We start from the raw sequence: 21399 nt of genomic DNA, 5'->3' as shown, positions 1-21399 counted from the left end.
AGGAATGAGGAGGGAAAAAATGGAATTTAAAATTGGGGAGAAATGGATAGGTAAAGGACACAAGCCGTTCATCATCGCCGAAATGTCCGGGAATCATAACCAATCTTTGGAACGAGCATTGGAAATTGTAGAGGCAGCAGCAAAGGCTGGTGCGGACGCCTTAAAGTTACAAACCTATACGCCTGACACGATGACGCTCGACATTCATGAAGGAGACTTTTTCATTCAGGACCCTAAGAGCCTATGGAAAGGAAACTCGCTGTATAACTTATACCAGGAGGCGTATACTCCTTGGGAATGGCATAAGCCGATTTTTGACCGCGCTTGCGAGTTGGGAATGCTTGCGTTCAGTACTCCGTTTGACGAATCGGCAGTCGAATTTTTGGAAAGCTTAAATGTGCCGGCTTACAAAATCGCTTCATTCGAGAATACTGACATTCAATTGATTCGTAAGGTAGCCTCCACGGGCAAGCCAATGATTATTTCGACCGGAATGGCATCAATCGCAGAACTGGACGAAAGCGTACGTGCCGCTAGAGAGGCGGGGTGCGAACATTTGGTTCTTCTGAAGTGTACAAGCACTTACCCGGCTACTCCCGAAAACACAAATATCTCTACGCTGCCGCATCTGGAACAGTTATTCAAATGTACAGTAGGCATGTCCGATCATACGATGGGGGTAGGCGTTTCTGTTGCTGCTGTGGCTCTCGGAGCCGCTGTAATCGAAAAACATTTTACGCTTCGCCGATCTGACGGAGGAGTCGATTCCGCCTTTTCAATGGAACCCGAAGAAATGGAAGCTCTAGTCGTCGAATCGGAGAGAGCTTGGCAGTCGCTTGGCAGCATTACTTACGGAGCGACGGAGCGCGAAAAAGAATCCGTAAAGCTGCGCCGATCTTTGTATATCTCGCAAGATCTCAAAGCGGGAGACATCTTGAGCCGCGAGAATATTAAAGCCATTCGACCGGGCCTTGGCCTACCGACTAAATTTTTGGATGAAATGATTGGACGAGCGGTTTCAAAGGACGTAAAAAAAGGCACACCATTAACATGGGAGGTTATTTAATGGAAAGTCAAAAAGTTTTGCTGACGGGTGGAGCCGGTTTTATTGGCCGCTGGGTGGCCAAAAGATTGTTGGATGAAGGTCATGAGGTTTGGATCCTAGACGACCTTTCCAACGGCCGTGAAACGAATATTGCCGAATTCAAAGAGCATCCGAACTTGAAAGCTTTCATTCGCGGTACAATTTTAGACGAAGAATTATTGAGCAACCTGTTCGAGGAGCACCGCTTTTCTGTTTGTTATCACCTAGGGGCTTCAATCAACGTTCAAGATTCGATCGACGATCCGCGTACGACTTTTAACAACGATACAATCGGCACCTTTTATATTTTGGAACAATGCAAAAGATACCAAACAAAGGTTGTATTTATGAGCACTTGCATGGTATACGACCGCTGCAACGACGAAAAAGGGATCAATGAAAGCCACCCGACCAAACCTGCTTCGCCTTACGCAGGGGCCAAAATCGGAGCGGAAAACATGGTTCTGTCTTATTATTATGCCTACGGGCTGCCTACTGTGGTAATCCGTCCCTTCAACACTTACGGACCTTTCCAAAAGACGGGTGGCGAAGGCGGTGTCGTGGCGATTTTTATAAAAAACGACCTGGAAGGGAAGACGTTGAATATTTACGGCGAAGGCACGCAGACCCGAGATCTTTTGTATGTCGAGGATTGCGCTCGTTTCGTAACGGCAGCGGGTTTTGAAGACAAGGTAAACGGAGAAATCGTAAATGCAGGACTCGGACGCGACATTTCCGTAAACGAGTTGGCTCTTTTGATCACGGGAGATTCCAATAAAGTTCAGCACGTCGATCATATCCATCCTCAAAGCGAAATCCAAAAATTGCTTTGCAACTCTGCAAAAGCCAAACGCCTTCTTGATTGGGAACCGCAAGTATCATTAGAGCAGGGTATTGCGTTAACCCGAGAATGGATTCGTAGCGGGGGACTTCGGTGAGCGGAACAGGAAATTCCAGAAAAGGGGATAGCGGAATGGAGTTAAAAAAAAGAGACAACCTGCTTCCTTACGGTAAACAATGGTTGGACGAGGCAGATATTGAGGCTGTTCATCAAGTGCTTCGTGGCGATTTTATTACACAGGGGCCTGCTATTCAAGCCTTTGAACAAAAAGTAGCAGAGTACTCTGGGGCTAAGTACGGAGTCGCGTTTTGCAATGGTACAGCGGCGCTACATGGAGCCTGTTTTGCGGCGCAGATCGGTCCGAGAGATGAAGTCATTACGACTCCTTTGACCTTTTTGGCGAGCAGCAACTGTGTATTGTATCAAGGAGGAATCCCTGTTTTCGCGGATATTCTTCCTGATACTTATAACATTGATCCAGAACAAATCAAAGCGAAGCTGACTTCTTCCACAAAGGCTGTTATCCCAGTCGACTTCAGCGGTCAGCCCGTTGAAATCGATCGGATCATGGATATTGCAAAAGATCACAATTTGATTGTAATTCAGGATGCCGCCCATTCTTTGGGAGCCGAGTACAAAGGGAAAAAAATCGGTGCGTGGGCCGACATGACTATGTTCAGCTTTCATCCTGTCAAACATATTACGACAGGCGAAGGCGGAATGATTGTCACCGACAGCGAACTGTTTTATAAAAGACTTTTGCAATTCCGAAATCACGGAATGACCAGAGATCCGGAAGAAGTGCGCAGCAACGAAGGGCCTTGGTATTATGAAATGCAAACGCTCGGCTACAATTATCGAATGACGGACATTCAGGCTGCTTTGGGCATTTCGCAAATGGATAAGCTTGATAAGTTTGTGGAGAAGCGGAGAATGTTGGCGGACTTGTACGAACAAAAGTTGAGTAAGATTCCGGGCGTCATTTTGCCGCATCAACATAAGGATGCTCTATCCAGCTGGCATCTATATGTGGTTCGTTTTACTTCTGAATTCGGTACCCTCAACCGCAAAGAAATTTTCGAGGCATTGCGAGCCATGAACGTGGGAGTTAACGTTCACTATATCCCGGTATATTTGCAGCCTTATTATCGAGAACTCGGATATAACAAAGGCATTTGCCCGAATGCTGAAGCATATTACGAAAATGCCATCACTCTTCCTTTGTTTCCGGGCATGGAGGAGGAGGATGTAGAATATGTAGTTGAATGTATTAAAAAAATTTCGCTTCATGCTCGCGATGAGGGGTGAAAGAATTGTTTCGATTCCGAGAAGCGCAAGAATCCGACATCTGGTTGTTATACAACTGGGCCAATGATCCTGTCGTACGAGCAATGTCTTTCAATAAGTCGAAGATTTCTGAGGAAGAACACAAGAGTTGGTTTAAAAATGCTTTGGCTTGCCAAAATCCTATGATTTATGTGGCTGAGTTTGAGGAGAACGGTACCGCGGTTGGAACTGTGAAGCTGGATCAAAATCAGGTTATCGGAATCACCTTGGACGTTGAATACAGGGGGAAGGGCTTGGCGACACCTCTTTTGAAGCGATTTTTACAATTCATTGAAAATAGATTCGGCTATTCTTTTTCTATTTATGCTTATATCAAAGATGAAAATTTCGCGTCTATTTCGACGTTTGAAAAGTCGGGATTTCAACTTCAAGGGAATTTCGAAGAAAAAGGTTTCAAATTTAAGAAATACGAATATAAATGTGGGAATGATGGGAATGAATGATAAGGAGGGCTACATAGCTTGCGTGGGGGAAGCGACAAAAATTCTAACAGATTGGCGGGTGCTTCATGAAGATTCTGATATTCAAAGGTCCGGGCATTATAGCGCCTCATATTATTCAAGATTATGCGGATGCATTTCAAGAAAAAGGGTACGAAATCGGGATCTTGGACTTAACGCAAAAGTTCGATTTGAAAGATGTTGTAAATTTTGCTCCTGATTTGGTGATCGGGTACGGTTATGTAGGGGTTTTTCGTACCGGCGATAATCATTTTTTGCTCAGAGAACTTAATATCCCAGTGGTATGTCTGCATTATGATAATCCGTTTTTTGGACTGAACACTGCATACGAAGAAGAATTCATGCGCTATCCTGAATATTATTTTCACTTTATATGGGATCAGACATACCTGGAGGCTTTTCAAGCGAAAAAAATCGAAAATTGCCATAAGATTATGCTGGCAACAAATCCTTCTCGATTTACTCCTCTACTTGGTGAAGTTCCGACAAAAGGACGAATTTCGTTTGTAGGCAGTATCTACGAAGAAGCGAAAAAAGACGAGGATACGATTGAAGAGTTATTCATACAGTTTATTTTGGCTCAGAAGTTAAAAAACATAGAAATACCTGTAATGAACCTTTGTTACAAAGCTTTTGAATTACCGGAGTTTGAACCGATCGCGCTCTTGTTTAAAAATCATCCGGAAGTTTTTTGGAAACAAATTTATTATTCGATTCATCAAGTAGGGAGCAAGGAATACAGAAAGTACATGATCGGAAGTTTGGAAGGGATCGATGTACACGTTTACGGAAACGGTTGGAAGTCTGGAAATGATATTGTCGCACATCCGTCGGTTCCCTATGCAGAGTTATCCTCTTTGTATCAAAGCTATGAAATCAATCTGAATATTTCTTCTTTGCAATTGGAAACTTCCGTAAATAATCGAATCTTCGACGGGTTTGCATCCAAAGCTTTTGTGCTAAGCGATTATAAAAAAGATATGGAACTGGTTTTTCCGGACCTATGGAAATATATTTCATTTACCAATCTCGAGGATTTGGTAAGCAAAGCGGACTATTTTCTGACTCATCCCAAGGAAAAAAAGGAATTAATAGATGTTTTGTATGAAATAGTACTGAACAAACATACTTACGCGCACAGAGTCGAAGAAATTATGGAAGTAATCCTTGATAAGCAGGGGACAAGTCAGAGAAACGATTCGGCTCCGATTGCGAACTTAAAGAAGTATGACGAGCTTACCGAGCAATGCCCGCTTTGTCAGGCTCTTGGTTTCACTTTGCTTCACTCCATTGAAGGCCACGATCATTTCGTTACCAATCTACATCGTTGTTCGAATTGTGCAGCAGTATTCATGAATCCTCGTCCTACCGAAGAATATCTGGAGTGGTTTTATAACGAAGTGTATTACTCCGAGGCTCATAGAAAGAAAATGGGATGGAGTACCGACTTAAGCGAGGTAAGCGCCGGTGCGCTGCGCAATTATGAAGTGCGGATGGATTTGGTGGAATCGTTTACGAACCAAACCAAGTTTCCAAGGGGAAGGCTACTTGATATCGGATGTTCGACGGGGAATTTCTTATTGGAAGCACGTTCTCGTTACTGGGACGTCCAAGGGATCGAGGTATCCGATAAAGCTGCCGAAAAGGGCAGGGCAAACTATGATCTTGATATATTGAGCGGAGTATTGAATAATCGAACATTTGAAGATTCCAGTTTCGATGCGGTAACGGCATGGGACGTTTTGGAGCATATCGCTGAGCCACACGAATTTATGGAGAATATAAACCGCATATTAAAACCGGGCGGTCTATTGGCCCTGAACACACCGAACGTCAGCTCGACGGCGAGTTATCATTCTTCTTATCAATGGAGACACCTTGATCCTCCACTGCATGTAATTCTGTATGATCATATTTCGCTGCGTATTTTGCTAAAAATGTACGGTCTTGAGATTTTGAAAATCTCTTCCGGCTCCGAGTATTTAGGGCAACTGCAGGTTGTGGCAAGGAAACCGGAATAAAAAGATGTCAGTGATTCACTGAATGGGAAGCCGGGTATATAAGATCAAGCCTATTATTTCGACTTATACATCGTGGTATCCTGTTCATAATTCGTTGGAATATAATTGCATGAAACCATTTTATATTCCAATTGACAGCGAAGAAGACGCGGTGGTATATTCGAGTAGTGGATCACACCTATTTATTTGATAACGAAGGGAATGTTCGTGCATGCAAGGTAAAGTAAAATGGTTTAACGCAGAAAAAGGTTACGGTTTCATCGAAACGGAAGAAGGCGGCGACGTTTTCGTTCACTTCTCGGCGATTCAAATCGAAGGATTCAAAACGCTGGAAGAAGGACAATCCGTTGAGTTCGACATCGTTGAAGGCGCACGCGGACCGCAAGCTTCCAACGTCACTCCTCTGTAAGTCGTCGCAGCCGTATACCTGACCTACATAGATGATTAAGCGTTAATGATTTATGCTGGTTAGAGAGTACACATGGCTCAGCCGGAAGACCTCACCTCAGGTGGGGTCTTTTTTGTGCGGAAAAATATTATCGGTTAACAGGTCTTTTTGCTCAAAAAAATCCATAAACTCACTTTCCGAAATAAAATTAATTAAAAGTACAGGAATTAAAATGATAAGCGTTTACCCGGGGCGTTTTGCGTTTAACAACCATCAGAGGGATGGGACTAATTGCCTGGTTTGTCCCTCGGACTGCCTTACCCAAAAACATCTAAGGAGGGGTTTTGCGCGTGAAGGGAAGGAATCGGAAGGTCTGGGCTATTTGCCTCATTCTTATGTTGGTACTACATACTGCGTTGGGGTTTGGAATAGGGAGAGTCGAGGCGGAGGAAGCGGTGACGCCGGTTGAAGAGGGGGTATCTCAGCCGGAAGCCCAAGCTGCGGAGCAGCCTGTCGTTTCGGAACCAACAGGTACGGATCAATCGGAACCCGCAGCTGGACAAAATGCCGAAGTGACGGAAGAAGCTCCGGTCAGCGGCGAAGATGCAGCGGTGCAGGAAGAAGACGGAACGGCAGAGGCGGCCCCGGTCGGCGAAGAAACGCCGGAAGAAGCCGCGCCTGTCGAAGAAACGCCTGCCGAAGAAGCTCCTGCCGCTGAACCCGCGGATGAAGAGCCGGCGAGCGAAGAACCGGCAGCGGAAGAGCCTGCGGCGGACGAGCAGGATCCGGATGCCGAAAAATCGGCTGAAGAAAAAGAAAAAGTCGAAGCTTTCGCGGCAGATGCGGAAGCGCTCGAAGCTTCCGTTATCGAAGACGACATCATTATGAGCGTTGCGCTTCGCAGCGGAGACGGGACGGCGATCGAACCGGGCACGGTACTGGATCCTGAAAAAGGAATCAGCATCGAATACGGTTGGGCGCTGCCGGACGGTTACGGAGGCGGTTCCACTTACACGTTCAGCCTGCCGGACGAGTTCGAAATCTACACGCCGATCGTCGACGTCCCTCTTGAAGACAGCGAGGGCGACGGTACGGTGGGCAGCTTCAGCGTGACGACGGACGGACAAGTGACCATCACTTTCGACGACTACATCGAAGACCACTCGGACGTACGCGGAACGCTGACGATCACGTCGACATTGAAAAAGACGGTCGTAAACGGCAGCGAAGAAGTAACGGTAGTCTTCCCGGTCGGGGGAGGCAGCGCGACCTACGTGCTCTATTTGAAATCGAATGCTCCCCTGACGGTCGACAAGAGCGGCGAAGCGAACGGAGAGGGCGGCATCGAGTGGACGGTGGACCTTAACACGACGCCGCAGCGCCTCGGCGGAGTCGTGCTTACCGACCCGACTCCGGAAGGACTTTCGCTGCAGCCGGATACGGTTCGCGTCTACAAAATGGACGGAAGTTCCGGGAACGGTACTCCGGTAGCGGCGGGAGATTACACGCTGACTGCGGACGCGAACAATTTGAATTTGAACCTGGGCAGTATTTCCCAGGCTTACCGGGTCGTGTACACGACGGACATTAGCCCCGGCGACCTGACTGCGTTCACCAACACGGCAACGCTCGCAGCGGACGGCAAAGACAGCGTCAGCGCCAAAGCGACCGTCACGATCGAGCGCGGAAACGGACTGCTCGACAAAGAAGTGACCGGTTACGACAAATCGACCCGATCGATCGATTGGCAGATTCGTTATAACATCGGAAGCGCGGAAATCGCCCAGCAGGACGCCCTGCTGACGGACCGTTTCGACGATGTGCAGAAGCTGGTCGAAGATTCCTTTGAAGTGCGCGACGAAGCGACGGGTGCGGTCCTTGCGAGAGGAACCGATTACACATTGACTGCTGTCGGCCCTTCGGGCGGCAAAGCGGGATTCGATCTCCAGTTCTTGAGAGACGTATCCTCGCCGATCGTCATTACGTATACGACGACGGCGGCCGGAACGACTTATCTGAATCAAACAATCACCGTAACCAATACGGTAACGGCGGGCGATCTGACGGCGGAAGCGTCGCAGAGGCTGGAACGCAGCAACATTTTCTACAAGCTCAATACGTCGACCGACTACAATCTGAAGCAAACGGCTTGGCAGATCGTCATCAATACGGATGAACTGACGATCGACGGCGCGGTGCTGACGGATACGATCCCGAACGGAGGCCTGCAGGTCATTCCGGGCTCGCTGTCTATCGAAACGAATGACGGCACGCCGCTTCCGATGGACGACTACACGTTGACGTTCCCGAACGACAAGGAAAAAGGGTTTGTGGTAACGTTCAAAAATCCGATTACCGACCGGATCGTCATCACGTACACGACGAGCTACGACGCCAATACGCTGTTCGTTGCCGATAACGGGTTCGTCAACCGATCCGTGCTGACAGGCAGCATCGGCGGACAAGAGATGACAAGCACGTCCCAAGTTCGCTTCTATCCGAACGATCTCCAACTGAATAACGGAGCGAAAACAGGCAGCTACGACGCTTCGTCCAAAGAGATCACCTGGAACGTTCGGGCGAACTACAATCAAAATACGTTAAGCGACGCGGCGATCGTCGACACGCTTACGAGCGGGCAGCGGATCGTCGACGGCTCGCTGGAAGTGTATCGTCTCATCCCGGCGGTAAGCCAGAACGGCTCGCCGACCCGCGGAGCGCTGGTCGATGCGTCGGCTTACACGGTAACGCAGCCGGGCGAGAGCAACGGCAATCAACTGCGCATCGACTTCAACGATTCCATCAACACGGCTTACGAGATTATGTTCAAAACGACGCTGGCCGGACAAGTTATCGATTCTCCGGTTCATAACGAAGCGTCCCTGCTGGACGGAGCTGCCGTTAAAAACACATGGACCGCTGACGTCAGCGTGCCGAACGGCGGAGAGTACGTCTCCAAGACGGGCGTGCAAAACGGGGAATGGATCGACTGGAGCGTCGCGATCAACAGCGGACAGTCTTATGTGACGAATGCCAAGATCGTAGACACGCCGACGCCGAACCAGATTCTCGACCGCAATTCGTTCCGCCTCTATGAAACGTCCGTAGCGGCAGACGGCACGGTAACCCAGGGCGACCTGCTTACGCCGGGAACGGATTACAGCTTGACCTTCACGAACGACTCCGCGAGCGGTCAAGAAACGTTTACGCTCGCATTCAACGATCCGATCGAATCCGCTTACGTGTTGAAGTATTCCTCGTTCATCAATGCCGAAGATCAAGAACAAGTCGGCAATCGGGTAAGCTTCAGCGGAGACGGTGTGGAAACGGGCACGATCGACACCGAAACCACGATTACCGTGCGTACATCGACGGGCAGCGGCAGCGGTTCGGGCGTGCGCGGAGCGCTGGAAGTCACCAAAGTGGACGCGGCCGACGCCGCCAAGCTTCTGGCGGGCGCTACGTTTACCCTGCAGGATGCGGGTCAGTCGAGACCGGCCATGACCCGGACGACGGACGCCAGCGGCAAAGTAACGTTCGATCGTCTGCTGTACGGTACTTACACGCTGACCGAGACCGCCGCTCCGCAAGGATACCGGATCGGCGACGAAGGCGCGGTCCGCACGATCGTCATTGACAGAAGCGTGATTCAATCCGGCGGAACGCTGCGCCTCACGGTCGAAAATACGGCAACGGGCGGCGGAACGCCGACGGATCCGGGAACGCCGACGAACCCGACAGACCCGGGAACGCCGACAACGCCGACGAACCCGACGGACCCGGGAACGCCGACAACGCCGCCGACGCCGGGAACGCCGACGACGCCAACGACACCGCCGACCAACCCGGCTCCGCCGACGACAATTCCGAGCGAACCGGTGCCGCAAGGGCCTCCGTTCATCATTCCGGTTACGCCGGATAACACGACGCCGATCATTCCGATTCCGGATGACGGAGTTCCGCAGGGAACGCCGGAAGTGCCCGTTCCTCCGACGGATAACGGAACGCCTGTCATTCCGATCCCGGACGAAGGCATTCCGCAAGACGTGCCTGTCCTTCCGATCCCGGACGAAGGCATTCCTCAGGGAACTCCGGTTCTTCCGATCCCGGCCGACACCGTGCCGCAAGGCACGCCTGTCGTTCCCGGAACGGTGGTGCCGAACGAGCAAACCCTGCCGCAAACCGGCGAGGAAAGCAAGCTTCCGTTCGTTTTATCGGGAGCCGGCCTGATCCTTCTCGGACTTTTGCTGAAACGGATGGGCCGTCCGGCGAAGTAACCGACGCGGCGAATCTGCGGCGAAGCGCGAAGGAATGAACATTTTTTTCGCAGATCAAGCCTCTTCGAATGCCCGAACGGGTATCCGAAGAGGCTTTTTGCGTTCTTTGCGAAACGGGATGCGCCGCCTGTCCGGGCTTGCCGTTTTCGTTTGCCCGACCCGTTTTTGGGTTAAAATAAAGAAATAACGGCGCTTTGCCGAACCCTGCGGGGGACGCGAAGCAATTTGCCGTAAAAGCGTTAACACTCTTTTTACTCGGCGTTAACGCTGTGTTATAATGGTGACATAAGGAGGAGTGCCCTATGGATTTTGCGATTCGCGGACAACACATTGAAGTTACTGACGCTCTGAAAGATTATATCGACAAGAGACTCAGCCGACTCGACAAGTACTTCGATATTCCCCCTGCTACTGAAGGTACGGTTACGCTCAGCGTAACGCGAGGCATTCATAAAGTGGAGGTGACGATTCCTCTTCCAGGCGGTATCTTCCTTCGCGCGGAAGACCGGAGCGACGATATGTATACGTCGATCGACTCGGTGCTGTCGAAACTGGAGCGCCAGATTCGCAAACACAAAACCAAGATGAACCGCAGATTCCGTCAGGACGAAAGTCTTAAGGGATTGTTCGTCGACGAGGGTACCAACGCTTCCGTTTCTCCGTCTACGGACGAGGAGGAGGCAGAGGAAGAACTCCAAGTAGTGCGCAACAAGCGTTTCCTGCTCAAACCGATGGACGTGGAGGAAGCGATTCTGCAGATGAATATGATCGGCCACAACTTCTTCGTCTTTTCGAACATCGAGTCCGAAGCGGTTAACGTGGTTTACCGCCGCAACGACGGCAAATACGGGCTGATCGAACAGGAATAACGACTCACTTTCACAAAACCATCACGAATTTTGAAGAAAATGAGCCTTGTCCGCACCGGATAAGGCTCTTTGTGCGTATATAATATGTTAGGGAATTTACGGATACCGGCCGGACGACGCTTTGCGCGGTTGCCCGTGTCCGCTCAAGCTGGTACAATTTAGGCAAACCATCCGTTTTGCACGAAAGGGGCACAACATGTTAGGACTTGTCAAAAAAATCTTCGGGGATATGAACGAACGGGATGTCAAGAAGTTCATGCGTACCGTGGACATCATTAATAAAATGGAACCGGACTTCGAAAAGCTCACGGACGAACAGCTGAAGCACAAAACCGTCGAATTCCGCGAGCGCCTGGAAAAGGGCGAATCGATTGACAGCCTGCTGCCGGAAGCGTTCGCCACGACGCGCGAAGCGTCCAAGCGCACGCTCGGCAAACGCCACTACGATGTGCAGCTGATCGGCGGCATCGCCCTGCATAACGGCCGAATCGCGGAAATGAAAACCGGGGAAGGCAAGACGCTCGTCGGCACTCTTCCGGTCTATTTGAATGCGCTCCTGGGCAAAGGCGTGCACGTCGTTACGGTCAACGATTATCTGGCACAGCGCGACAGCGAGGAAATGGCGCAGGTCTACAACTTCCTCGGTCTTACCGTGGGCCTTAACCTGAGCGGCATGGAGCACGCGCAGAAGCAGGAAGCTTACGCCTGCGATATCACGTACGGAACGAACAACGAGTTCGGCTTCGACTATCTGCGCGACAACATGGTGCTGTATAAAGAACAAATGGTACAGCGTCCGCTCTACTTCTGCATCATCGACGAAGTCGATTCCATTCTTGTCGACGAAGCGCGTACGCCGCTGATCATCTCGGGGCAGGCGCAGAAGTCGACCGAGCTGTACTTCCTGGCGGACCGTTTCGTGAAGCGTCTGCAGGCGGAAGAAGATTATACCGTCGACATTAAGGTCAAATCCGTGTCGCTGACCGACAAAGGCGCGGCGAAAGCGGAACGCGACTTCGGCATCGACAACTTGTACGATCAGAAGCACGTCATGCTCAACCACCACGTCGTGCAGGCGCTCAAAGCGAACGTCATCATGCGCCGCGACGTCGACTATGTCGTGGTCGAAGACGAAGTCGTGATCGTCGACGAATTTACGGGCCGTCTCATGGCGGGCCGCCGTTACAGCGACGGTCTGCACCAGGCGATCGAAGCGAAGGAAGGCATCACCGTCCAGAACGAAAGCATGACGCTGGCGACGATCACTTTCCAGAACTACTTCCGGATGTACCGCAAGCTGGCCGGGATGACCGGCACGGCCAAGACGGAAGAAGAAGAATTCAAGAAAATTTACGGCCTCGAAGTGCTGCAGGTGCCGACCAACCGGCCGAACCAGCGTATCGACGCGCCGGACGTCGTGTATAAGAGCGTGGCCAGCAAGTTCAGAGCCGTCGTCAAGGAAATCGAAGAGCGCCATGCCAAGAATCAGCCGATTCTGGTCGGTACGGTCTCCATCGAGAACTCCGAAGTGCTGTCGGACATGCTGAAGAAAAAAGGCATCCGCCACCAGGTTCTGAACGCGAAGTATCATGCCGAGGAAGCCGAGATCATCTCGAACGCCGGGCAGCCGGGCGCGGTTACGATCGCGACCAACATGGCCGGACGCGGTACCGATATCATGCTGGGCGAAGGCGTGCACGACGTGGGCGGCCTGCATATCATCGGTACGGAACGCCACGAATCGCGCCGGATCGACAACCAGCTGCGCGGCCGCGCCGGACGCCAGGGCGACCCGGGTTCGACGCAGTTCTATCTGTCGCTCGGCGACGAACTGATGAAGCGGTTCGGCGCGGACAACGTGCTCAACATGATGGAGCGTCTGGGCTTCGAAGAAGACCAGCCGATCGAGAGCCGCATGATCACCCGCGCGGTGGAATCGGCACAGAAACGCGTCGAAGGCAACAACTTCGATACGCGTAAAATCGTTCTCCAGTACGACGACGTCATGAACCAGCAGCGCGGCGTCATCTACAAGCAGCGCATGGAGCTGCTGGAATCCGAGAACGTCAAGCAGATCGTGCTCGACATGATCAGAGCGACCGTCGAACGGATCGTCGAAGCGCATACGGCCGACGACATCCCGGAAAACTGGGAATTGGAAGAGATCGCCGACTATGTCAACGCCAAGCTGCTCGAAGAGGGCGAGATCACGAAGGACGAGCTGTGGGGCAAGGAAGCTTCGGAAATTACCGAGTACCTGTACGGCAAGGTGGAGCAGCGTTACGACGAACGCGAAGCCTCGCTCGGCGAAGCCATGGTCCGCGAATTCGAGAAGGTCATCGCGCTTCGCGCGGTCGACCGCAAATGGATGGACCACATCGACGCCATGGATCAGCTCCGCCAAGGTATCCACCTTCGCGCTTACGGCGGCACGGATCCGCTGCGCGAGTACCAGTTTGAAGGATACGAGATGTTCAATCAGATGATCGCCAGCATCCAGGAAGAAGTGGCGACCTACATCATGAAAGCCCGCGTGGAATCGAACCAGCAGCGCGAAGCGGTCATCGACGAGAAGAAGATCAGCACCAACAGCCCGACGCCGGAGAAAAAGGCTTCCCGCAAGGAACGCCGCGCCCAGCGTTAAGGAAATTCGCAGATAGGCGGAACGTTTGCGAGACGGATAAGGGGAAGCGCCGGAGCAGAAGGACGTTCCGTCTTTCCCGTGCGCGACCGCTCTGTCCGCGGACATACGGCCCGGTTCCCGGATACAGCTTCCGGGACCGGGCCGAAGGGCTGTTTACGGACCTGTAAGTTCTGCCCAAATAAAAGGGAGGCCCCAGCGGCTCCCTAAACTATCCAAGAGGTGACCACATATGATCGATCCGAAAGTGAAGCAGGATCTGCGCGAGATGGCGCAGAAATTAACCAACCTTAGGGGGTCTCTTTGACTTAGATCTCAAACAGGAGATGATCTCCAACTTCGAAGAGAAAATGTCCGCCCCGGATTTCTGGGACGATAACGACAAGGCGCAGGCGGTCATCGCGGAAATGAACGCGGTCAAAGGCTCCGTCGACCAGTACGCGAAGCTTCAGCAGGATTACGACGACGCCGCATTGATGGCCGAACTGGCGGACGAAGAGAACGACGAGGATATGGCAAGCGAAGTGGCCGGCAGCGTCGAAGACCTCGTGAACCGCATGAACGAGTTCGAGCTGCAGCTGCTGCTGAGCGAGCCGTACGACAAGCTGAACGCGATTCTCGAGCTTCATCCGGGCGCGGGCGGTACCGAGTCCCAGGACTGGGGACAGATGCTGCTGCGCATGTATACCCGCTGGGCGGAAAAACGCGGCTTCAAGGTCGAGACGCTCGACTATCTGCCGGGCGACGAAGCCGGCATCAAGAGCGTCACGCTGCTGATCAAGGGCTACAACGCCTACGGTTACCTGAAGGCGGAAAAAGGCGTGCACCGTCTGGTGCGCATATCGCCGTTCGACTCGTCGGGCAGACGGCATACGTCGTTCGTATCGTGCGACGTCGTGCCGGAAATCGACGACACGATCGATATCGAAATTCGTACGGAAGATCTCAAGATCGATACGTACCGCGCCAGCGGCGCCGGCGGTCAGCACATCAACACGACCGACTCGGCGGTGCGCATCACGCACATCCCGACGGGCGTGGTCGTCACGTGCCAGAACGAACGCTCCCAGATCAAGAACCGCGAGCGCGCCATGACGATGCTCCGTTCCAAGCTCTACGAGCGCAAGATCGAGGAGCAGCAGCGGGAGCTGGCCGAAATCCGCGGCGAGCAGTCCGATATCGCCTGGGGCAGCCAGATCCGTTCGTACGTGTTCCATCCGTACAGCATGGTCAAAGACCATCGGACGACGCACGAGACCGGCAATATCGGCGCGGTCATGGACGGAGAGCTGGACGGCTTCATCGACGCCTATCTGCGCAGCCAGCTGAAGATCGAGACGGCGGAGTAAATCGGCACCATGCAGACAAGCAGAAGAAAACCCGTGATTCCCGTGAACGGCTTCAAGCGCAACGTGCTCGACGTCGTTCTCATTGTGGCGGGCTCCTTTATTACCGCGCTGGCGTTCAACCTGTTCCTGCTGCCCAACCAGATCGCTTCCGGCGGGGTATCGGGGCTCTCCATCATTATCCATGAATGGTTCGGACTCGAGCCCGCCTTCACCCAGTGGCTGTTCAACATTCCGCTGTTTGTCGCCGGTGTCGTGTTCCTGGGCCGTCAGTACGGCGCACGGACGCTGATCGGCACGGTATGCCTGCCGCTGCTCATCTACGTGACGCGGGACTGGCCGATTCCGACCGCCAATCCGCTGTTGGCTTCGCTGTACGGCGGTATCGGCGTCGGCCTCGGCCTGGGTCTCGTATTCCGGGGGCGGGGCTCGACCGGCGGACTGTCGATCGTGGCGCAGCTGCTGCAGAAATACAGCGGCCTCAGCCTGTCGCTGTGCGTCATGCTGACCGACGGAACGGTCATCGCGCTGGCCGGCTTTACCCTGTCGCTCGAGAACGCGCTGTATGCGCTGATCGGATTGTACGTCACGGGCAAAGTCATCGACGCCGTGGAAATGGGTACGGGCTACACCAAGGTCGCTTACATCATCACGGATAAAAGGGAACAGATGACCCAAGTCATCTTGAAAGACCTCGATCGCGGGCTGACGGAACTTGCCGGGCGCGGCGGCTATACGGGCGAAGTGCGTCCCGTGCTGATGGTCGTCGTCGGCCAAAGCGAGACAAGCCGTCTGAAAACGCTCGTGCGCTCGGTCGATCCCGAAGCGTTCGTGGTCATCAGCAACGCCCAGGAAGTGCTGGGCAAAGGGTTCAAAATTCAGATTTAACAGATAACGCCGCATGGGGACGAGTTGCCCGATGCGCTTTACGGACAAAGAGCCGCATGCAGATCATACGATCTGCATGCGGCTCTTTTATTAGGCGGACGGAGTCCGCTCTTTCCCGATTTTCGTTCGGGCTCTCGTTCCTTTCCTGCTGTTCAAAAATTTGGAGATCGCGGAAGGTCGAGTAGACGCCGGATCTGGTTTATTTATAGTAGAGCCTGTTCATTGAAAAATGGGAGCGCACGGCCCTGTCTCGAAGAAAAAGCTGCTCCTGCCGCAGAATGTGAACTTTTGCATGAAAGGTTGTATTTATATGTCGTTGAACGTATAATAATACATATTATTTACGTTTTATGCACGGAATCGTTCGAAAAAATGCGAGAAGCGGAGGTCGGAATGCATGAGCAGCGATACAATCAAAGCGGCGATCGTCGGCGCGACCGGTTACGGAGGCGCGGAGCTGATCCGACTGCTGCAGGCTCACCCCCATGCGGAAGTGAGCTGCGTGCTCTCTTCGTCGAACAGCGGCACGCCGCTGAGCGAGAGTTTCGCCCACTTGACGAACATTATGGATCTGGAGCTGGAAGCGATCGAACCCGCGGCAATCAAAGCCAAGGCCGATGTCGTCTTCCTCGCCACGCCGGCCGGCGTGAGCGCCGAATTGACGCCGAAGCTGCTGGAGCAGGGACTCAAGGTAATCGACCTGTCCGGCGACCTTCGGCTCAAGGACGGCGCGCTGTATGAAAAATGGTATAAACGCGCTCCGGCTTCGGCCGAAGTTCTGGAGCAGGCGGTATACGGACTCAGCGAAGTGTACGGCGAAGCGGCGGCGGGGCGGTCGGCGATCTCCAATCCGGGCTGCTTCCCGACGGCCACGCTGCTGGGACTGATTCCGGCGGTCAAGGAAGGCTGGATCGATCCTTCGACGATCATTATCGATGCCAAGACCGGCGTCTCCGGCGCGGGGCGGGGAACCGGACTCGGCACCCATTACGGCGAAATCAACGAAAGCGTGAAAGCTTACAAGGTGAACGCGCATCAGCATATTCCGGAAATCGAGCAGGTGCTGGGCGAGACGGCCGGACGCGAAGTTGTCATCACGTTCACGACCCATCTGATCCCGATGACGCGGGGAATTCTCAGCACGATGTACGCATCGGTAAGCGGCTCGAAAAGCACGCAGGACTTTATCGAATTATACGAAAGTTTCTATAAAGGAAGACCGTTCGTACGGATTCGGAAAAACGGCACGATGCCTGCGACCAAGGAAGTGGCGGGCTCGAACTACTGCGACATCGGGTTCTCCGCGGACGAACGCACAGGGCGCGTGACGATCGTGTCGGCCATCGACAATATGGTCAAAGGCGCGGCCGGACAGGCGATCCAAAATCTTAACCTGATGATGGGATGGGACGAGGCGGCAGGCCTGAACTTCATTCCGATGTATCCTTGATTATTGCGCGATTATACAGCGAAAGGCGGAAGCGTCTCATGGCAGCAGTTCCTTCTTATACCGTCGTCGAAGGCGGTACGATCATCACTCCGCGGGGATTTCGGGCTGCGGGTCTGCACTGCGGACTGAAAAAAACGGAAAGAAACGATATCGGCGCCATTGTGTGCGAGGTACCCGCGGCGGCGGCGGCGGTATACACGACGAACATCTTTCAGGCGGCGCCGCTTCAAACTACGCGCGAAAGCCTGCATAACGGCAGGCTGCGCGCGATCATCGTAAACAGCGGCAACGCCAACGCCTGCACGGGCAAGCAGGGAGACGCGGACGCGTACGAAATGCGGGCGCTGGCGGCGGAAAGTTTCGGCGTGGAAGCGGAAGACGTCGCGGTCGCTTCGACCGGCGTGATCGGCGAGAACCTGAAAATGGACTGCGTGCGGGACGGCATTGCCCGGCTTGCGGGAGCGCTGACGGACGAGACGGACGGCGGCGAACAGTTCAGCCAGGCGATCCTGACGACCGATCTCGTGAAAAAGGAACTGTGCGTGACGCTGCGAATCGACGGACAGCCCGTGACGATCGCCGGAGCGGCCAAAGGTTCGGGGATGATCCATCCGAATATGGCAACGATGCTGGCTTTCATGACGACGGACGCCAAAGTCGGCAGCGAGGCGCTGCGCAAGCTGCTGAAGCGAACCACCGACGGCACGTTCAACATGATTACGGTGGACGGGGACACGAGCACCAACGATATGCTGGTCGTCATGGCGAGCGGACTGTCCGGCCAAAAAACGGAACTGGACGAACATCACCCGGATTGGGCCGCTTTCGCGGAAGCGTTCGCGGCGGTCTGCGAGCATCTGGCCAAGTCGATCGCCCGGGACGGCGAGGGTGCGACCAAGCTGGTCGAGGTAGTCGTGAGCGGCGCGGAGAGCAGCGAATCGGCCCGGGCGATCGCCAAGACGGTTATCGGGTCCAGCTTGGTCAAAACGGCCGTATACGGCGCGGACGCGAACTGGGGACGGATTATCGCCGCGGTCGGCCGCGCGGGCGTCCCGGTCAATCCGCACACGGTCGATATCAAGCTCGGCGATATCGATGTGCTGGCCTCTTCCCAGCCGGTCCCGTTCGACGAAGACTTGGCGCTGGAATACCTGAAAGGCGATACGGTGCGGATTTCGGTTGAACTGCACATGGGCGAAGAACAAGCGACGGCCTGGGGCTGCGACCTGACGTACGATTACGTGCGGATCAACGCGGCTTACCGGACTTGACGCGAAGGAGGACAGGCCATGAATCGACAGCCTTACTTGGATAAAAGCGAAGGCGGCGCAGCGGCCGCCCCTGAAGCCGCCCTGCCGGCAGGCGGTACGTCCGCCGCGTCGTTCGTCATGAAATGCGGCGGCAGCACGCTGGCGGCGCTGCCCGAAGCGTTCTTCGCCGACCTGGCGGAGCTGCAGGCCGGCGGCGCGCGGCCGGTCATCGTGCACGGAGGCGGACCGGCAATTTCCGGGAATCTGGAGAAGCTCGGCATCGAAACGGAGTTCGTGAACGGACTGCGGCGGACGACGGAAGACGTGCTCGACGTCGTCGAAATGGTGCTGGCGGGCACGATCAACAAATTGATCGTGCGGCGCATCCAGTCCGCCGGCGGGAAGGCGCTCGGGCTGTCCGGTTCGGACGGCTCGCTGATCCAGGCCGAACCGGTCGCGAACGCGGCAGAGGTGGGCCTCGTGGGCGATGTCGTCCGCGTGGAAGCGGACATCGTCGCCGGCATTCTGGGCATGGGCTATATGCCCGTCATCGCTCCTCTCGGCGTCGATGCCGGCGGACAGCGCTACAACATCAACGCCGACACCGCCGCCGGAGCGGTCGCTTCCTTCATCGGCGCGCAGCGGATGATCGTGGTCACCGACGTGCCCGGCATCTTGAAAACGGTCGACGGCGTCAAAACGGCGCTCCCTTCCGTGACTTTTGCCGAGATCGAAGAGATGATCGCAGACGGCGAAATCTACGGCGGCATGATCCCCAAGGTGCGCGCCGCGATGAAATGCATTCACGGCGACGTGCAGGAAGTCGTCATCGTCGACGGCAGCGAAGACCGCGTCCTGAGCCGCCTCCTGTCCGGCGAACGGATCGGAACGGCGATAAGGCGATAAAGCTAACGCGAATCGGGCTTCTCTCGAATTGTTCGATCCCTGCCGCCTGTACAGGAAGAAGTCGAAGCTCGGGTGATAGAGACGATAAAGAGCGAGCGGAACATGTTTGAAGGTCTTAAGGTTATCGAGACCTCGGCAAATCTGCTCGAGTCTTGTATAAGAGGGAATCGGTACATAGAATCGATTCTGTGTTCTCCCGTATTAATTTTTTTGTCCGATCACGACGCGCAAGCGTACCAAGCGGAGGGAGAAGTCCAGTGTAGGAGCGCCAGCGTTCGCCTTTGAAATCGGGGAATAACCTTATTTGAATTCAATCCAATTCTCCGATTTCAACACGCGACCGAAACGGACTTCTCCCGGAGCCTCGCGCCGCATTCCCGAAAGGAGCGTGCAAAACCATGACCGAAGAAAGCGCACTGTTTCAAACCTACGCCAGATACCCGCTGGCCTTGACGAAAGGCGAAGGCAGCTGGCTGTGGGACGACAAAGGCAACAAATACCTCGACTTTATGAGCGGCCTGGCCGTTACCAACCTTGGCCACGCGCCGAAGAAGGTCGCCGACAAGCTCAAGGAGCAGATCGACACGCTGTGGCACACGTCGAACCTGTTCGTCGTACCGAAGCAGGAAGAAGCCGCGAAAAAACTGGCCGAAGTCGCGCAGGCCGACGCCGTGTTTTTCTGCAACAGCGGCGCCGAGTCCAACGAAGCCGCGATCAAGCTGGCCCGCCGCTACTTCCAAAAAGTAAAAGGCGAGGAGCGCTACGAGATTATCACGCTCGGCAAGTCGTTCCACGGCCGCACGCTTGCGACGCTCACCGCGACGGGACAAGATAAGGTCAAAGAAGGCTTTCTGCCGCTGCCGGCCGGCTTCGTGACCGTACCGCCGCATGACCTCAAGGCGATCGAAGACGCGATCACCGACCGCACGGCGGCCGTCATGATCGAGATGGTACAGGCCGAAGGCGGCGTGTATCCGCTGGACGAGACGTACGCCAGGGGGATCGAGCAGCTCTGCCGCGACAAAGGCATCCTGCTGATCGTCGACGAAGTACAGACGGGCATGGGCCGTACCGGCGCCTGGTTCGCGCATCATCGCTACGGAATCAAGCCGGACATTTTCACCGTCGCCAAAGGCATCGCTTCCGGATTCCCGGCCGGCGCGATGCTCGGACGCGCCTACTTGAAAGAAGCCTTCACGGCGGGCAGCCACGCGACCACGTTCGGAGGCACGCCGCTGGCCTCGTCCGCGATCCTCGCGACGATCGAGACGATGCAGGAAGACAAGCTGCCGGAGAGAGCGGCGGAAATCGGCGAGCTGCTGATGGATCAGCTGCGCCGGCGGTTGAAAGGCAATCCTTTCGTGAAAAGCGTGCGCGGACTCGGCCTGCTGGTCGGCATCGAATGCGCGGAACCGATCGGCGAACTGGTGCTGGAAGGGCAGAAGCGCGGCCTGCTGTTCGTGCCGGCCGGGCCGAACGTTATCCGTCTGCTGCCGAACCTGTACGTAACCGAGGACGAGGTGGAGCAGGCGGTCTCGATCGTCGCTTCGCTGATCGAAGAGAAAGTTCCGACGCCTAGTGCGCAGGCATAGCATCAAGTCGCTGCGGAGCGTTTTGGGAACACGGCCGC

Annotated in this window: 15 protein-coding genes; all 15 read left to right on the top strand. The window is 54.3% G+C overall.

Annotated elements, in window-relative coordinates:
• The first annotated feature begins 19 nt into the window (after positions 1–19).
• The 15 genes from pseI (at position 20) to GYN08_RS12305 (ending at position 21361) form a co-directional block, all read left to right on the top strand.
• On the top strand, positions 20–1066 hold the full coding sequence (gene pseI, locus GYN08_RS12375) for a pseudaminic acid synthase (protein WP_166274629.1): 1047 nt from the start codon (positions 20–22) through the stop codon (positions 1064–1066).
• Positions 1066–2022, top strand: coding sequence for a dTDP-glucose 4,6-dehydratase (locus tag GYN08_RS12370; RefSeq protein ID WP_166274627.1), 957 nt, complete (start codon positions 1066–1068; stop codon positions 2020–2022). Before pseI ends, GYN08_RS12370 begins: the two co-directional genes overlap by 1 nt.
• 35 nt (positions 2023–2057) lie before the next feature.
• Positions 2058–3233, top strand: coding sequence for a UDP-4-amino-4,6-dideoxy-N-acetyl-beta-L-altrosamine transaminase (pseC, locus tag GYN08_RS12365; RefSeq protein WP_166274625.1), 1176 nt, complete (start codon positions 2058–2060; stop codon positions 3231–3233).
• 5 nt (positions 3234–3238) lie between these two features.
• The gene (locus GYN08_RS12360) at positions 3239–3715 is read left to right on the top strand and encodes a GNAT family N-acetyltransferase (protein ID WP_206023735.1); all 477 of its coding nucleotides are present in this window, start codon (positions 3239–3241) and stop codon (positions 3713–3715) included.
• Between the two features lie 65 nt (positions 3716–3780).
• Entirely contained in the window at positions 3781–5754 is a 1974-nt protein-coding gene (locus tag GYN08_RS12355) for a glycosyltransferase family protein (RefSeq protein ID WP_166274621.1), read from the top strand.
• Between the two features lie 211 nt (positions 5755–5965).
• Positions 5966–6163: a cold-shock protein gene (locus GYN08_RS12350; RefSeq protein ID WP_037287260.1), complete on the top strand. Its 198-nt coding sequence runs from the start codon at positions 5966–5968 to the stop codon at positions 6161–6163.
• Positions 6164–6597: 434 nt separating this feature from the next.
• Positions 6598–10419 carry a collagen binding domain-containing protein gene (locus GYN08_RS12345; protein WP_166274619.1) on the top strand — a complete coding sequence of 1274 codons (3822 nt, stop codon included), beginning with the start codon at positions 6598–6600 and terminating at the stop codon, positions 10417–10419.
• Between the two features lie 302 nt (positions 10420–10721).
• A complete protein-coding gene (hpf, locus tag GYN08_RS12340; RefSeq protein ID WP_166274617.1) occupies positions 10722–11288 on the top strand; it encodes a ribosome hibernation-promoting factor, HPF/YfiA family in 567 nt (188 codons plus the stop codon).
• Positions 11289–11484: 196 nt separating this feature from the next.
• Positions 11485–13932 carry a preprotein translocase subunit SecA gene (gene secA, locus GYN08_RS12335; protein ID WP_166274615.1) on the top strand — a complete coding sequence of 816 codons (2448 nt, stop codon included), beginning with the start codon at positions 11485–11487 and terminating at the stop codon, positions 13930–13932.
• Positions 13933–14161: 229 nt separating this feature from the next.
• A protein-coding gene (gene prfB / locus GYN08_RS12330) for a peptide chain release factor 2 (RefSeq protein WP_166274613.1) occupies positions 14162–15278 on the top strand; the annotation gives its coding sequence in 2 pieces (ribosomal slippage) (positions 14162–14233 and positions 14235–15278; 1116 coding nt in all).
• Between the two features lie 9 nt (positions 15279–15287).
• Positions 15288–16163: a YitT family protein gene (locus tag GYN08_RS12325; RefSeq protein ID WP_166274611.1), complete on the top strand. Its 876-nt coding sequence runs from the start codon at positions 15288–15290 to the stop codon at positions 16161–16163.
• Between the two features lie 397 nt (positions 16164–16560).
• On the top strand, positions 16561–17613 hold the full coding sequence (gene argC / locus GYN08_RS12320) for an N-acetyl-gamma-glutamyl-phosphate reductase (protein WP_166274609.1): 1053 nt from the start codon (positions 16561–16563) through the stop codon (positions 17611–17613).
• Positions 17614–17651: 38 nt separating this feature from the next.
• Entirely contained in the window at positions 17652–18884 is a 1233-nt protein-coding gene (gene argJ, locus GYN08_RS12315) for a bifunctional ornithine acetyltransferase/N-acetylglutamate synthase (RefSeq protein ID WP_166274607.1), read from the top strand.
• A 117-nt stretch (positions 18885–19001) separates the two neighbouring features.
• Positions 19002–19769: an acetylglutamate kinase gene (gene argB, locus GYN08_RS12310; RefSeq protein ID WP_235946268.1), complete on the top strand. Its 768-nt coding sequence runs from the start codon at positions 19002–19004 to the stop codon at positions 19767–19769.
• 398 nt (positions 19770–20167) lie between these two features.
• Positions 20168–21361, top strand: a complete 1194-nt coding sequence (locus GYN08_RS12305; protein ID WP_166274603.1) for an aspartate aminotransferase family protein — start codon at positions 20168–20170, stop codon at positions 21359–21361.
• The last annotated feature ends 38 nt before the right edge of the window (positions 21362–21399 follow it).

Source organism: Saccharibacillus alkalitolerans (assembly GCF_011090185.1).
Taxonomy (GTDB): Bacteria; Bacillota; Bacilli; order Paenibacillales; family Paenibacillaceae; genus Saccharibacillus; species Saccharibacillus alkalitolerans.
This window is presented reverse-complemented; position numbering and strand designations above follow the sequence as displayed.

Bases quoted from the DNA above. Each gene is read 5' to 3' on its own strand.
- GYN08_RS12350 (WP_037287260.1), top strand. From the start codon at position 5,966: ATGCAAGGTAAAGTAAAATGGTTTAACGCAGAAAAAGGTTACGGTTTC.
- argJ (WP_166274607.1), top strand. From the start codon at position 17,652: ATGGCAGCAGTTCCTTCTTATACCGTCGTCGAAGGCGGTACGATCATC.
- pseI (WP_166274629.1), top strand. From the start codon at position 20: ATGGAATTTAAAATTGGGGAGAAATGGATAGGTAAAGGACACAAGCCG.
- GYN08_RS12370 (WP_166274627.1), top strand. From the start codon at position 1,066: ATGGAAAGTCAAAAAGTTTTGCTGACGGGTGGAGCCGGTTTTATTGGC.
- secA (WP_166274615.1), top strand. From the start codon at position 11,485: ATGTTAGGACTTGTCAAAAAAATCTTCGGGGATATGAACGAACGGGAT.
- GYN08_RS12305 (WP_166274603.1), top strand. From the start codon at position 20,168: ATGACCGAAGAAAGCGCACTGTTTCAAACCTACGCCAGATACCCGCTG.
- hpf (WP_166274617.1), top strand. From the start codon at position 10,722: ATGGATTTTGCGATTCGCGGACAACACATTGAAGTTACTGACGCTCTG.
- argC (WP_166274609.1), top strand. From the start codon at position 16,561: ATGAGCAGCGATACAATCAAAGCGGCGATCGTCGGCGCGACCGGTTAC.
- pseC (WP_166274625.1), top strand. From the start codon at position 2,058: ATGGAGTTAAAAAAAAGAGACAACCTGCTTCCTTACGGTAAACAATGG.
- GYN08_RS12325 (WP_166274611.1), top strand. From the start codon at position 15,288: ATGCAGACAAGCAGAAGAAAACCCGTGATTCCCGTGAACGGCTTCAAG.
- GYN08_RS12355 (WP_166274621.1), top strand. From the start codon at position 3,781: ATGAAGATTCTGATATTCAAAGGTCCGGGCATTATAGCGCCTCATATT.
- argB (WP_235946268.1), top strand. From the start codon at position 19,002: ATGAAATGCGGCGGCAGCACGCTGGCGGCGCTGCCCGAAGCGTTCTTC.